We start from the raw sequence: 13,860 nt of genomic DNA, 5'->3' as shown, positions 1-13,860 counted from the left end.
AAAAGCATTTACCTTCTATTCGATTGAGTTTTGTATTCAATGCAAATCTTGGATTTGCTGAAATGTACTTGAATGGAGTGAATGTTGAAAATGAAATTAGATCATTAGAGGTTTCTCAATTGGTTAGTAAAGTTTCTGCAATTTCTTCGGTACGAAAAAAATTAGTACATGAACAACAAGATATGGGAAAGCACAAAGGTATTGTTATGGACGGTAGAGATATTGGTACTGTAGTTTTTCCAGATGCAGAACTAAAGCTTTTTATGACTGCTTCAGCAGAAAAAAGAGCGCAAAGACGTTATAAAGAGTTGATAGAAAAAGGAGACTCAGTAGAGTATGAAGCTATTTTGCACAATGTGGTAGAAAGAGATCATTTAGATTCAACGCGAGAAGATTCCCCACTTTCAAAAGCTGATGATGCAATAGAAATCGACAATTCTGATATGGGTTTACAAGAACAGTTTGATCTTATATATGCATTGGTAACAAGTAAACTTTCTTAAAATAGTTCTGTATCCTAGATTCTTACTACGATAAAAGATTATGGAATGTTTAAGTATTTATGTGTTTGAAGCGATATTTTCCATTTTGGATTTGCCATCACGTAGTCAACAATTTGTGGGGTCATTTTTTCTTTCATGCTCCATTCGGGTTGTAAGAAGAGTTGACATTTTTCACCCACTTTCGCAGCTTGAGCTTCAGCAAAATCAAAATCAGATTTGTTGTGGATGATCATTTTTAATTCATCTGCTTCCTTATAGACTTCCGCTAAGGGCAATTTTGTTTTTTTAGGAGACAAACAGAACCAATCCCATTTCCCCGAAAAGGAGTAGGCGCCAGAAGTTTCTATGTGCGTCTTGATATTGTTTTTTTGGAGTAATTCTGTAATATAATCCATAGACCACATTAAGGGTTCGCCACCCGTAATGACTACAGTATTGGCGTGTTTGGTGATATTTTGTACAATGGTATCGGCCAAAGTAGGTGGGTGTAATTCTGCGTTCCAGCTTTCTTTTACATCGCACCAATGACATCCCACATCACATCCCCCAACTCTAATAAAATAAGCTGCAGTTCCGGTATGAGAACCTTCGCCTTGAATTGTATAAAATTCTTCCATTAATGGAAGCATGATGCCTTTATTTACTAAATCTTGTGTTTTCTTATCCATTGTCAATACGATCCTCCAAAAGGTTTTAAAAATGCAAAGGTAGTTTTTTGAATAGCAAGAAAAAAAGAATAATAAACTAATTCTAATTCCTTAAAAATCAACTTATTTTTGTAAATTTGCACTCCTTTTTACGGTAACAGATTTAAAAAAGGAGTAAAAAAATCATTTCATAAAAACAACTCTTTGCGTTTTTATCGTTAAAAATCTGAAAAACAATAAGATACAAAAATTATTTTCAGGCATGTCTGAAGAAACAAAAAACACTGAAGAGCAAGTAGTTGCTACTGAAGTACAAGAAACAGTTGTTGAAACTGTAAATCCAGAACAATTTTTAGCTGATTTTAACTGGCACAAATACGAACAAGGTATTGAAGCTGTTGATGAAGCAAAATTAGTAGAATTTGAAAAAGCCTTAGAGGGAACCGTAGGTTTTGTAAACGAACGTGATGTAATCGAAGGAACTGTAATTAGAATTACAGACAGAGATGCGATCATCGACATCAATTCTAAATCTGAAGGAGTAATCTCTTTAAATGAATTTCGTTACAACCAAAGTTTAGCAGAAGGAGATAAAGTAGAAGTATTGGTTGACAAAAGAGAAGATTCTTCTGGACAATTAGTATTATCACACAAAAAAGCAAGAGTAATTAAGGCTTGGGAAAGAGTAAACAATGCTCATGAAACTGGAGAAGTAGTTAACGGATTTGTTAAGTGCAGAACTAGAGGGGGGATGATTGTTGATGTTTTCGGAATCGAAGCATTCTTACTATAGGTTCTCAAATTGACGTGAAGCCAATTAGAGATTACGATCAATATGTAGAAAAAACAATGGAATTCAAAGTTGTGAAAATCAATCACGAATTTAAAAACGTTGTAGTTTCTCACAAAGCATTAATTGAAGCAGATATCGAAATTCAGAAGAAAGAGATTATTGGTCAATTAGAAAAAGGACAAGTATTAGAAGGTGTTGTTAAAAACATTACTTCTTACGGAGTCTTTGTTGATTTAGGTGGTGTAGACGGATTGGTTCACATTACTGATTTATCTTGGTCAAGAATCAATCATCCTAATGAGGTTGTTGAATTAGATCAAAAATTAAATGTTGTTATTTTAGATTTTGACGATAACAAATCAAGAATCCAACTAGGATTGAAACAATTATCAGCTCATCCTTGGGAAGCTTTAGACACGACTTTAAAAGTAGGAGATAAAGTTACTGGAGAAGTTGTTGTTTTAGCCGATTATGGAGCGTTTGTAGAAGTAGAACAAGGAGTAGAGGGATTAATTCACGTTTCTGAAATGTCATGGTCAACGCACTTGCGTTCTGCACAAGATTTCGTAAAAGTGGGTGATAAAGTAGAAGCGCAAGTTTTAACTTTGGATAGAGAAGACCGTAAAATGTCTTTAGGGATCAAACAATTACATCCAGATCCTTGGACAGACATTACTACCAAATATCCAGTAGGAACTACACATACAGGAACAGTACGTAATTACACAAATTTTGGTGTATTTGTTGAACTAGAAGAAGGAATTGATGGTTTGGTTTATATCTCTGATTTATCTTGGACTAAGAAGATCAAACATCCATCAGATTTCGTAACTGTTGGTGATAAATTGGAAGTTCAAGTATTAGAATTAGATGTTGAAAATAGAAAGTTAAACTTAGGTCATAAGCAAACACAAGATAATCCTTGGGATGCACATGAAGCTACGTATGCAATCGATTCTAAACATGAAGGAACAATCAAAGAAAAGAATGATAAAGGAGCAGTTATTACTTTTGCTGATGGAGTAGAAGGTTTTGCACCAAGTCGTTTCTTAGAAAAAGAAGATGGTTCTAAATTAGAAAAAGGAGACAAAACAGAATTTATTGTTTTAGAATTTTCTAAAGAATACAGAAGAGTTGTTGTTTCTCATACCTCGATCTTTAAAGTGCAGGAAAGAAAGAATATCAAAGTTGCAGCAAAGAAATCTGCTGATGCTGAAAAAACCACATTAGGTGATATTGGAGGACTTGCAGCCTTAAAAAAGAAAATGGAAGAAGGTAAATAATCCTTTACATTTCATATAGATTTTAAAAGCCGATACCCAAAGTATCGGTTTTTTTTGTGCCTGCTAGTTTTTAAATTCCGTATTGCAATACTCAGTTTTACTTTTTTAAATATTTAAAAATAGCATCTGTTGTGAAATAACCAACGCGTATTTCGTTCTAATGTGAAGTCAACTCGAAGCATGATTTCGTGAGAACTAAAATTGGGACCATAACTTGCGAGTTGATACTCGTATGAATATCCAATTCTGAACTTTTCGTTTATGATGAGTGCCGCTAAAGCACTTATAGAATTTTTGTATCGATAGGAAACACCCGTTTCAATCCTTTTGTTGTATATAAAATTTGAATTCAGATCAATTGAAACTGGTAAAGAAGGAGTATATTTTATTAACGTTGAGGGTTTAAAAAGTATTTTTTCAGTAATATTGAAAATTGATCCTACGCTCAAAAAGTAATTTGCATGATTAAAATCTGTAGTACCAGAGGTTTCGATGATTTTAAATGAGGAGGAATTTAAAATGTTTGGAATTGAGAGTCCAACAAAAAAACGATTGTCATAATACAACCCCCCAAATCCAATAGTTGGATACTTTCCCTTGATTGAAGGATAAACATCGTTATCTGGAGTAATCGCGAGATCCGTCGTATTGTTAAAAAAAGCCAAACCCCCTTTTAACCCAAATGAGACTCTTCCATATTGTGAAGTTGGAATGGTATAAGATGCATCAATATTCACATTATTACTTTTGAATAAGCCCAACTGATCATTGATTATCGTAACTCCCAAACTGAATCCATCTTTCATTCTTTCACTAATAGAAAACGTATTGGTTTCTGGAGCTCCCTCGACTCCAATCCATTGTTGACGAGATAAAAGAGAAATGCTAAGATCAGCTTTTGCACCTACAAAGGCTGGGTTTAAGATCTCCATATTGTACACATATTGTGAATAATGTGGAGTTTGTTGCGAGTAGCTAATACTATTTAGCAATAGAAGGAAAAAGCCACTTACAAGACTAGGAGTTATCTGTTTTCTTTTTTTGATCATCGGATTAATTGAATAAAACTTCTTTTTGGTGCAGTCATTCCGTCATTATACTCTAAGGTATAATAATAAACTCCTTCAATTACTGGTTTTCCGTTGTGGGTTCCATCCCACCATATTGGAGATGATTTTCCCTCGTTACTATAATTGTATACCTCACTACCCCATCGATCAATGATGACCAGTCTGAAATTTGGAAAATGTTCAATTCCTCCTATTTTGAAAACATCACTTTTTCCGTCAGCGTTGGGTGAAAATAAATTTGGGAAATCATCATCTCTTATAAACCCTGTTGCTGATCCTACAGCTAAGGAGAAAGGGGAGCGGTCAGTAACTCTTAATAAAAATGTTTCTGTATCCTCATTCAATAGATCATTGAGTGTTTCCACCTTTAAGGTAATAGATGTTGTGAAAGCTGGAACGATAAAGGTGTTAACTACTGCTTGATAATCTTCTGAAGCAAGAGCTGTTTGGTTGCTTGTTTCAATCTCTAAATTGATGGGTAAATAATTTTGAAGCGGTTCTAAATCGGGATTTAGAAAACGTATTGTAAATAGCATAGGCGTTCCTTCTACTGTCAATTCATCGTCTATATGAATGATAGGATAAGGATCAATATCTAAAATGGTTCCTTTTTTGTCAAGGTCTTCTATAGCAACACTTCCTGTAGTAACTGCCCCAATGACATATAAGTATTCTTCATCTGCTTCATTTATATTATCAATTAAGGTAGGAATGCTGAAAGTTGCTTGTGTGTTTGCCTTGGTTGGGTCTACAGTTCCTGGAATTGTAATGTTTTGATTTATAGAGGTATAGTCACCGGGACTTATTGCAGTGTTATCTGTTGTTTGTATATCAATTTGAATTGGAGTTGAAGAAGGGTGACTCAGGGTAATGGTATGATCCAAATCCACACCTTCGTTTTCTATTGAATTGTTCATTGAAATAGTAGGAGGACTATCATTATCAATAATAGTTCCAATCCCTTTGATATCCGAATTAATGGTATTGTTGGAAGTAATAGTGCCGTTCACTGTAAATAATTCGTTAAGTTCAAAGATGTTATCATCTATAGATGCTACGATTAATTGACCCGTATCAGTAAATGGAGGTATGCTAACGGTGGTGCTTATTGAATCATAATCGTATGGAGTAGTTGCTTCTGAATATTGATCTGTGGTGTCTGTTCCATTCACATTAGAAAAGTTAATGTCTATTGGAGTGGCACTTTGTACTCGAATTGAAGGGGTATTTTTGGTGACTAAAGTAATGGTAAAGCGTAGATCTGCTCCTTCGGTTTCAGCAACATCACTGATCAGTACTACAATGGCAATAATTTCTCTCCAATCCCTTTCAGAAGTATCTGTATTGTCTACATTTGGAAAGTCTGTTGGGACCTGACCATTTGTTGGGTTGGTCACTCCATCATTAGTGTCATAGGCATCATCAAGACCGTCGTTATCAGTATCAATATTTAAAGCAATAGTTTCTGCAATTCCATCATTATTAAAATCCCAGCCTTCAATTTGATCATCTCGAACATCATTGTCAGAATTGAAATCGATATAATCAAAAACACCATCGTTTTCTGTATCTTGGGGGGCAATTCCATTTGGGAATGCAGTATCGATACCCATAGCATCCACCTCATTATTGGGAGCTGTATAGGTGTCGGTAGCTTGTGCTTCTATATGATCTACTATTCCGTCGCCATCTGCGTCAATATCAATAAAATTTGAATTTCCAGTTCCATCTGTATTTGGAATGCTATATGTAATGAGAGCACTAAACGAATCGTTGTTTTCTAAATTATTATCAAGACCGTTTGCTCCAATAGCAGAATTAGTTCTCCCATTACGATCAGTGTCTCTAGTTGCATTATTTGCTTCAACAATGTCTAAAATCCCATCATTATCACTGTCTAAATCAAAATGATTGGGAACACCATCATTATCAAAATCAAACAAATCAATAATCCCATCTCGGTTTGCATCAACACCAAAATCAGGATCTCTATAATTAGGGATAAAATCAGCATCATCATCATCTAGTGGATTCAATCCATTGTATTCATCAGTATCTGGAATCGTGTCGTTATCGTCATCAATGTCATTTGCATTGGAAATTCCATCCTTATCCGTATCACTTGAAACATCAACAGTGACAGATCTGGCCGAACTAATTGTAATCCCTAATGGATTGGTTGCTGAAAAAATAGCAATATTGTTGTTGATGCAATCTTCATTAAAAACAACGGTAAATTGAACCGTAATAGATTCACCAGTTAGCATCAATCCGGATGTTCCATCAAAAATGTTTGTTTCGGTGATTCCATCATAATTTGGATTTAGTAGAGGATTTATGCTTGCAGTAGAATTTTGAATAAAGGGGGTACTTACAGACACAATATTTCCGCCACAAAGTGTGTTTAAGTCATCTTTTAATTGAAGATTGTCTAGTTGTACTTGTGGACTTGTATTGGTGATGGTCAATTGAAATGTAATTTCTTCATGCTCCAAAATTCCATTGGGAGCATTTTCAATCGCTGAGATTGTTTTACCTGTGGTCGAAGAAGATGAAAATCTCAATTGCATACTAATAGACTCACATAAACATTGCGAAGAGGAAGAAGCCGATGTTGTATCAGAAGTTACGGGATAGTAATTATCTAAATGATTTCCTAAAGTATCTTCCCAAACAACATATGAAAATTCTGATGAGTTTATAACCGTTGCTTCATCAAACCCATCAAGAGGACCTTGCGTCTGTGATCTGTCGCTTTGAGTAAAAAGGTTGGATCCAGAAGATGAAATTGGAGCTGTTAATGAATATACTTCTAAGATAATGGTTTCTCCAGGATCAAGAAAATTGTTTGGGTCTAATAAAAAAGAATTTACATATCCGTCAAACCCGTTATTAATACTAACAGTAGGGCCTGCAACTTGTGAAACGGTTAAATTGGTGAATACAATTCCATTCGAATAAAAACTACCCAGTCCCATATTGTAATTGATGTTTTCAGCCCTAGTTGAACCCTCATTGGTGATGATTACTGTATTGGTATAGTCAAAAGTTCCATCCGTATTTACAGATGGGTTTGATTCTGGAACAAATAGACCTGCAGTGACCACGGCTTCTGTAGTATGAAAATCTGTAAGGATTAGATTGGTGGTAGAATTTCCTCTAGTTGATGAACCACTAATGATATTATTAAAATCGATTGCAGATCCAGAAGGAGTAGGAGAGGGTCTTCCACCGCAAAAAGGATCTACAGTAACACAAAATTCGATATTTACAGATTGGCGTGGGTACAAGATGAAATTGTTGATTGCATTACTGTTAAAAATTTTACTGGATGTTCCATTTAAAAAATCAGGGTTTATCGCGTTGATATCGAAGTCCAATGGGTAGGGGTTGTTGATGAAATCTTGAACTCCATTGGTTCTAATCGTAACATCATCAATTAGAAGGACACAGCCAGTACCGTAAATGGACTGTAATTCATTGGTTAAATCAATTTGTTTTAACAAGTTTGTAGGATGATAATCTCTAGCGGTACTTCTATTTTTAAAAACAAAACTATATTTAATTTTATAGACTCCGTCTACAGTATACCCTTGATTGCAACTCTCTAATTCCGATATCTCTAAAAGGTCTGTAATCTTTTCTACTGTTAAAAATAAGGAAGCTGTGCTAGAAAATACTCCGTCAGAAACACTATAATTTATTGTGGGAACATTGCCTGTATAATTATTTGTAGGTATAAAAGTAAAACTTCCATCAGTATTGATTGTGATTGATCCTTCAGCAAAAGAGGCTATTTGTCCAGCAGCGTAGGAGGTTCCGTTTATAATAAATCCTTCCACTACGATTGCATTGTTGTCTAGGTCTGAATCATTCGATAATACACCACCTAGTGCTCCAACATTTAATGTGGTGTTTATTTCTGCAGTATCGAAGTCATTTACTGCCGTCGGAGGAAATAGATTGATAATTTCAATTGTTAGAATGGCTGTACCTGTATCTGTTCCGTCAGAAATTGTATAATTGATATTTGGAACACTGCCGCTATAGTCAAGACTGGGGACAAAGGTAAAGCTACCGTCGGCATTTAAAGTAAACTCTCCTTCGGGAATATTTGCTGTTTGACCTTTCGTATAGGTTGTACCATAGATCAGAAAAGTTACTACTTCAAGAGTATCTCCATCAGCATCGGTATCATTTATTAAAATCCCTGGAGCAGTAATAGCTAATGTAGTATTTGTCTCTGTACTATAGGTGTCATTTTGAGCAATTGGGGGAGTTTGTCCATTAGTAAATTGCCAAAAGAACAAAAAAATGAAGACTATTTTTTTATACTTTTCCATCATCAGAGTAATTTTATATATATTCTGAGAATAGGGGTAGAGAGCAGGAAGTGCTCTAATCTCATGTTAACTATTACAATCGATAGGTCAATCCAATGATCATTTGATTCACTTGTGTTTCAAATTTCACATCTGTGGTATTGGCAAGAAAACTGGATTCTAGGGGAGAAAAACCTCTTTCCCATCGAATATCAATTCCTAGTTTTCCAATTTCGATGCCTCCGCCGTATTGTAAGCCAAGGGTAAAACCATCTCCTTGTACATTTTGAATATCATTGATGTCGAAATTTTGACTTAAAACATATTGAAAGCTTGGACCAAGATACACATTTCCAACACCAAATATTTTTTTTCCTACTAATATAGGAATATCTATCTTTTGAAAACTAAAAACAGTCGACTTTTTATTTCCTAAAGGAATTGAAAAGGTCATATCGTTTTTTAAATTGGTATATACCAATTCGGGTTTGATATAGAGCCCAAGTACAGGAATTTTAGCTCGTAACCAAATTCCTGCATGGTATCCTGTTTTACTTTCAGCACCCTCAAATACATCAGTAGAAATTTTTTGAATCGATCCAGGATTGTAGTTAACACCTCCTTTGACTCCAAATTGAAGCTGTGCAGTAGATGTTTGACTGATCGCTAAAGTCAAACAGAAAAGGAAAAAGCTTTTTTTCATTTTTAAACTTTTAACACAACCATAAGATGATTACTTTCTAGAAATTACCTTTTTCACAGCTATAACAATTGCATCAGCATCCAAACCGTATTTTTTCATCAGTTGCTCAGGAGTTCCTGATTCCCCAAAAGTGTCATCGGTTGCAATAAACTCTTGTGGAGTAGGATTGTTTAGGGCCAACGTTCTTGAAACGCTTTCTCCTAAACCTCCTAATTTGTTGTGCTCTTCAGCGGTAACAATACAACCTGTTTTTGCCACAGATTTTAAAATAATATCCTCATCTAGAGGTTTGATTGTGTGAATATTGATCACTTCAACAGAGATTCCTTCTGCTTCCAATCTTTCTGCAGCTTGTAATGATTCCCATACCAAATGACCAGTAGCAACAATGGTTACATCGGTTCCTTCTGTTAGTTGAATTCCTTTTCCAACAACAAACTTCTCGTTAGCAGGCATAAATACTGGTACTTTTGGTCTTCCAAAACGCAAATAGACTGGGCCATCATGTTCTGCAATGGCAATCGTTGCTGCTTTTGTTTGATTGTAATCACAAGTATTGATGACTGTCATTCCATAGGCAACATTTTCATCAGTCCTATGTCTTCTAAAATTTGATGTGTTGCACCGTCTTCTCCTAAGGTCAATCCTGCATGAGAAGCACAGATTTTTACATTTTTATCAGAATAGGCAACCGATTGTCGAATTTGATCATATACCCGACCTGTAGAAAAATTCGCAAAAGTTCCTGTAAATGGAATTTTACCACCAATTGTTAAACCTGCAGCGATTCCAATCATATTTGCTTCTGCAATTCCAATTTGGAAAAAACGCTCTGGGTTTTCTTCAATAAATTGATCCATTTTTAAAGAACCGATTAAATCAGCACAAAGTGCAACTACATTAGGATTTGTTCTTCCTAATTCTGTCAAACCATCTCCAAAACCAGATCTAGTATCTTTTTTTTCTGTGTAGGTATATTTTTTCATTGTAATGTTGTGTGTTGTATATTTTCCGTAAAAATAAACTTTTATTTTTCTTTATAGAAAAGAAATGTAAGAATAGCGGCAAGACTTTTTAACATAATGTGAGCAAGTCGTTAGGATTGATTTGAGTGGCAAATAATTGGATTTTTTTAGAGCTCCATTAATTCTTTGTAGAGCTTCTGTACAGGGAGCCCCACCACATTAAAAAAGCTGCCTTCAATTTTTTCTATTGCGATCAAACCAATCCATTCTTGGATTCCGTAGCCTCCCGCTTTGTCAAAGGGTTTGTAATTGTTGATATAGTAATTAATTTCAGCATCTGAAATCTCTTTGAAATAAACAACTGTTACCTCATTTATAATTTTTTGAAAGTTTTTCCCTTTGATGGAAATTGATGAAATGACCTCGTGTTTTCTTCCAGAAAGGGCCCTCAGCATTTCGAAAGCTTCTTGATGATTTTTTGGTTTTCCTAAGGCCATGTTTTCGTGCCAAACAATAGTATCTGACGTAATGACGAGTTCATTTTCTTTAAGATTTGTAAATGCTTTCGATTTTAAATCAGCTAAAAAATCTGTGATTTGACTTCCTTTTAGTTCTTTTGGATAGATTTCTTCAACTTCTCTAACTTCAACAGTAAAGTCTAGATGTAATTCTTTAAAAAACTGATGTCTTCTTGGGGAAGCAGAGGCTAAGATAAGTCGATAGTTTTGTAATTTTTCTCGTAACATGGTCTTGTTTTGTTGCTAAAAAAGAGTAAATTTTGTAAAATAGGATTAGTTGAAGCTCTTTTTTATTCTGTCCAAATCCCGTTTGTTGTCTCGGTCTTTTAAAACGTCTCGTTTATCATGTGTTTTCTTACCTTTTGCCAAGGCAATCTCAAGTTTGGCAAAGCCTCGTTCATTAATAAATAAGCGCAAGGGAACCACTGTATTCCCTTTAGCTTCTACATCTTTCCTGAGGTTTTTTAGCTCGCGCTTATGCAACAAAAGCCTGCGTTCACTTTTAGGCTTATGGTTGAATTGATGTCCGAAAATATATTCTTCAATGTACATGTTCACCACAAACAATTCTCCACGGTCATTAAACTCGCAGAAACTCTCTGTAATTCTTGCTTTGCTGAGGCGAATCGATTTGATTTCGGTACCAGTCAATTGAATTCCAGCAACAAATTTGTCGATAATTTCAAATTCGAATCGCGCTTTTTTATTCTGGATGTTTATATTTTTCTGAACAGCCATAGACTGGATTTATTGTATTTTTATGTTTTAAATGAGCACTCTTATCAAGAACTACGGTGCTTCATAAATTTAAACAAATATACATTTTGATTACGATTAAGTAGCGTAAATTAGCGTTCAATTTAGGGACAAACATAAAAAATAATATGCGTTACTTACCGATTCTTTTTTTAGTACTGATTCTTTCATGCAAAGCAAATAAGCCAGATTTAACAGCGCAGCAAATCATCGATAAAGCAATTGCTTTTTCAGGAGCTAATCTAGTAGCGAATGCTCAGATTTCTTTTCATTTTAGGGATAAAAGTTATACTGCTTTTCGAAAAAATGGAATTTTTGTTTTAGATCGAGTGTTTAATTCCGATGCGACTAAAATCAAAGATGTTGTCTCTAATAATGGTTTTCAACGCTTTCTAAATGGGCTTCCAGTAGCTGTGGTAGACAGTATGGCGGTAAAGTATGGTAATTCTGTGAATTCTGTTCACTACTTTTCGGTATTGCCTTTTGGTTTGAATGACAAAGCTGTGCAAAAGAAATTACTAGCACCTGCCCTCGTCAATGGGAAAGAATATTTTAAAATAGAAATTTCATTTTCTGAAGATGGCGGAGGAGAAGATTTTGAAGATGTCTTTTTGTATTGGATTGGAAAAACAGATTTTTTAATCGATTATATTGCCTATTCCTACCATACCAATGGTGGGGGAAAGCGTTTTCGTGTTTTAAAAGAACAGTGTATTAAAGATGGAATTCGTTTTGTAGATTATCAAAATTACAAACCTATTTCAGAATCGGTGTCTTTGATAAATTTGGATACCGCTTTTGAAGAAGGTCAACTTCAGAAAGTCTCCGAAATTGTCCTAAAAGATATTGAAGTTACAATTTTTGACGAATCCATTTTCAAGGACCATTACTCGCTTTTTAAATAATACTACCAACAGAAAAATGAAGAAAAAACAACTCATTAGCAAAAAATTAGAAGATTTTTATAATACCGCTTCCGAAGAAACACGTTTGGATAGTGGAATGGGATTTTTCGAATTTGAACGAATTAAATCGCTCATCGAAAGGCATATTACAACGACGAAAGCAACCATAGTCGACGTTGGAGGAGGTACAGGTAAGTACAGTGAATGGTTAGCAGCAAAAGGGCATGAAGTACATTTGATAGAGCCCGTAGAAAAACATATTCAATTGGCACACAAAAGAGCTCTTAAATCAAAAAATCCATTTTCTGTTACTTTGGGAGAATCTCGTCAATTGGATCTCAAAAATGAAATTGCCGACTTGGTCATTTTACACGGTCCCTTATATCATCTTCAAAAAAGAGAAGACCGTTTGCAGACCATCCGTGAAGCAAAAAGAGTTTTAAAAAAAGGAGGTATTATTTTGGGATTTGCAATCAATTCTTCAGCTTCTACAGTGGCAGGATTAATGCAAGGCTTGGTGCATAAAAAACCATTTTTTGAAATGTGTAAAATAGAACTTACTTCGGGAGTTCACAATCCTCCAAAGGAATTCCCATGGTTGTTGGCTGACGGATTTTATCATAAACCCAAGCAATTAAAAAAAGAATTCACTTCTCAAGGACTGAAAATTGTAAATTTATTTGCTGTTGAAGGAATGATTTGGTTGGATAATGAATATTTTGCCAGTATGCTCAACCCAATAAAAAAAGATACATTAATTGCCCTTTTAGAACTCACAGAAAAAGATGAGTCTGTTTTGGCTTTCAGTCCTCATATGCTACTGGTGGCAAAAAAGGAATTTTAATTGACTTTTACTGTAGTACTTGTTTTTAGATCCCCTTTTATTGTGACGATAAATAAAGTAGCATTGTCATCATCCTTCATGTTTTGATATTTTTCTTCCCCTAAAATACTGTTTGCAAAGGCTGGTGTGGTATTGCTGTGTCCTACCACCAAGACTGATTTTCCTTTGGTATTTAGCTGAAAAATTGAGTTGTACAATGTATTCGGGTTATTGCGTTTTAAAGTAATATCTTTAGTCTTTGCGGTGGGGGTTGCGGTTTGTTGAGTTCTCTTATAGTCGGTTGTATATATAGACTCTAAGGGAATGTTTTTAAAATAATTTGCCCATCTTACAGCTCTTTCTCGTCCTTTTTTGTTCAAGTTTGGATCTCGATTTGTAGTGTCTTTTCTTTCTTTTTCTGCATGACGAATTAGATAATAGGTAGTCGTTTCTTCTGAAATACAAGAAAAGAAGCAAATGCAGATAAAAACGAATCCTAATAAATTTTTTTTCATTCGAATGGATGTATAAAACGAAGATAGGAAAAAATAAAAAAGTGATGTTTTTTACCA

General features: G+C 34.7%; 10 protein-coding genes and 2 pseudogenes (1 of these 12 only partly in view). 4 read left to right on the top strand and 8 right to left on the bottom strand.

The features are described from left to right. Positions 1-503, top strand: partial view of a (d)CMP kinase gene (gene cmk, locus RRF69_RS01140; protein ID WP_316940166.1) — the 3' portion only. Its footprint begins 187 nt before the window's first position; 503 of the gene's 690 nt are visible here — the last part of the coding sequence; its start codon lies beyond the left edge, outside the window; its stop codon occupies positions 501-503. Between the two features lie 38 nt (positions 504-541). On the opposite strand, the gene RRF69_RS01135 is transcribed toward cmk, so the two are convergent. Continuing rightward, positions 542-1,171, bottom strand: coding sequence for a 7-carboxy-7-deazaguanine synthase QueE (locus RRF69_RS01135; protein WP_316940165.1), 630 nt, complete (start codon positions 1,169-1,171; stop codon positions 542-544). A gap of 241 nt (positions 1,172-1,412) precedes the next feature. Between RRF69_RS01135 and rpsA the strand changes: the two are divergent. After that, a pseudogene (gene rpsA, locus RRF69_RS01130) lies at positions 1,413-3,226 on the top strand (30S ribosomal protein S1). A 113-nt stretch (positions 3,227-3,339) separates the two neighbouring features. Here rpsA and RRF69_RS01125 read toward each other — a convergent pair. The 6 genes and pseudogenes from RRF69_RS01125 to smpB all read right to left on the bottom strand — a co-directional run bounded on the left by RRF69_RS01125 (position 3,340) and on the right by smpB (position 11,542). Continuing rightward, a complete protein-coding gene (locus RRF69_RS01125) occupies positions 3,340-4,275 on the bottom strand; it encodes a type IX secretion system membrane protein PorP/SprF (protein WP_316940164.1) in 936 nt (311 codons plus the stop codon). Then, complete coding sequence (locus RRF69_RS01120) at positions 4,272-8,642, bottom strand: gliding motility-associated C-terminal domain-containing protein (RefSeq protein WP_316940163.1); 4,371 nt, start codon at positions 8,640-8,642, stop codon at positions 4,272-4,274. Before RRF69_RS01120 ends, RRF69_RS01125 begins: the two co-directional genes overlap by 4 nt. A gap of 70 nt (positions 8,643-8,712) precedes the next feature. Next, positions 8,713-9,321, bottom strand: coding sequence for an outer membrane beta-barrel protein (locus tag RRF69_RS01115; protein ID WP_316940162.1), 609 nt, complete (start codon positions 9,319-9,321; stop codon positions 8,713-8,715). A gap of 30 nt (positions 9,322-9,351) precedes the next feature. Continuing rightward, positions 9,352-10,307: pseudogene (locus RRF69_RS01110) on the bottom strand (transketolase family protein). Positions 10,308-10,453: 146 nt separating this feature from the next. Next, complete coding sequence (locus RRF69_RS01105) at positions 10,454-11,032, bottom strand: Maf family nucleotide pyrophosphatase (protein ID WP_316940161.1); 579 nt, start codon at positions 11,030-11,032, stop codon at positions 10,454-10,456. Positions 11,033-11,077: 45 nt separating this feature from the next. Then, the gene (smpB, locus tag RRF69_RS01100) at positions 11,078-11,542 is read right to left on the bottom strand and encodes an SsrA-binding protein SmpB (RefSeq protein ID WP_316940160.1); all 465 of its coding nucleotides are present in this window, start codon (positions 11,540-11,542) and stop codon (positions 11,078-11,080) included. Positions 11,543-11,688: 146 nt separating this feature from the next. On the opposite strand from smpB, the gene RRF69_RS01095 reads away from it, so the two are divergent. After that, positions 11,689-12,465 carry a DUF6503 family protein gene (locus tag RRF69_RS01095; RefSeq protein WP_316940159.1) on the top strand — a complete coding sequence of 259 codons (777 nt, stop codon included), beginning with the start codon at positions 11,689-11,691 and terminating at the stop codon, positions 12,463-12,465. Between the two features lie 16 nt (positions 12,466-12,481). Beyond that, positions 12,482-13,309: a class I SAM-dependent methyltransferase gene (locus RRF69_RS01090; RefSeq protein ID WP_316940158.1), complete on the top strand. Its 828-nt coding sequence runs from the start codon at positions 12,482-12,484 to the stop codon at positions 13,307-13,309. Here RRF69_RS01090 and RRF69_RS01085 read toward each other — a convergent pair. Next, positions 13,306-13,803, bottom strand: coding sequence for a phosphoglycerate mutase family protein (locus RRF69_RS01085; protein ID WP_316940157.1), 498 nt, complete (start codon positions 13,801-13,803; stop codon positions 13,306-13,308). The two genes, RRF69_RS01090 and RRF69_RS01085, sit on opposite strands and share 4 nt — an antisense overlap. Positions 13,804-13,860 lie beyond the last annotated feature (57 nt).

The organism is Polaribacter sp. HL-MS24 (assembly GCF_032758595.1).
Taxonomy (GTDB): Bacteria; Bacteroidota; Bacteroidia; order Flavobacteriales; family Flavobacteriaceae; genus Polaribacter.
Note: the sequence above shows the minus strand (reverse complement) of the source record. Positions and strands in the feature narration are given on the sequence as shown.

Bases quoted from the DNA above. Each gene is read 5' to 3' on its own strand.
- RRF69_RS01120 (WP_316940163.1), bottom strand. From the start codon at position 8,642: ATGATGGAAAAGTATAAAAAAATAGTCTTCATTTTTTTGTTCTTTTGG.
- RRF69_RS01090 (WP_316940158.1), top strand. From the start codon at position 12,482: ATGAAGAAAAAACAACTCATTAGCAAAAAATTAGAAGATTTTTATAAT.
- RRF69_RS01115 (WP_316940162.1), bottom strand. From the start codon at position 9,321: ATGAAAAAAAGCTTTTTCCTTTTCTGTTTGACTTTAGCGATCAGTCAA.
- RRF69_RS01135 (WP_316940165.1), bottom strand. From the start codon at position 1,171: ATGGATAAGAAAACACAAGATTTAGTAAATAAAGGCATCATGCTTCCA.
- smpB (WP_316940160.1), bottom strand. From the start codon at position 11,542: ATGGCTGTTCAGAAAAATATAAACATCCAGAATAAAAAAGCGCGATTC.
- RRF69_RS01125 (WP_316940164.1), bottom strand. From the start codon at position 4,275: ATGATCAAAAAAAGAAAACAGATAACTCCTAGTCTTGTAAGTGGCTTT.
- RRF69_RS01085 (WP_316940157.1), bottom strand. From the start codon at position 13,803: ATGAAAAAAAATTTATTAGGATTCGTTTTTATCTGCATTTGCTTCTTT.
- RRF69_RS01095 (WP_316940159.1), top strand. From the start codon at position 11,689: ATGCGTTACTTACCGATTCTTTTTTTAGTACTGATTCTTTCATGCAAA.
- RRF69_RS01105 (WP_316940161.1), bottom strand. From the start codon at position 11,032: ATGTTACGAGAAAAATTACAAAACTATCGACTTATCTTAGCCTCTGCT.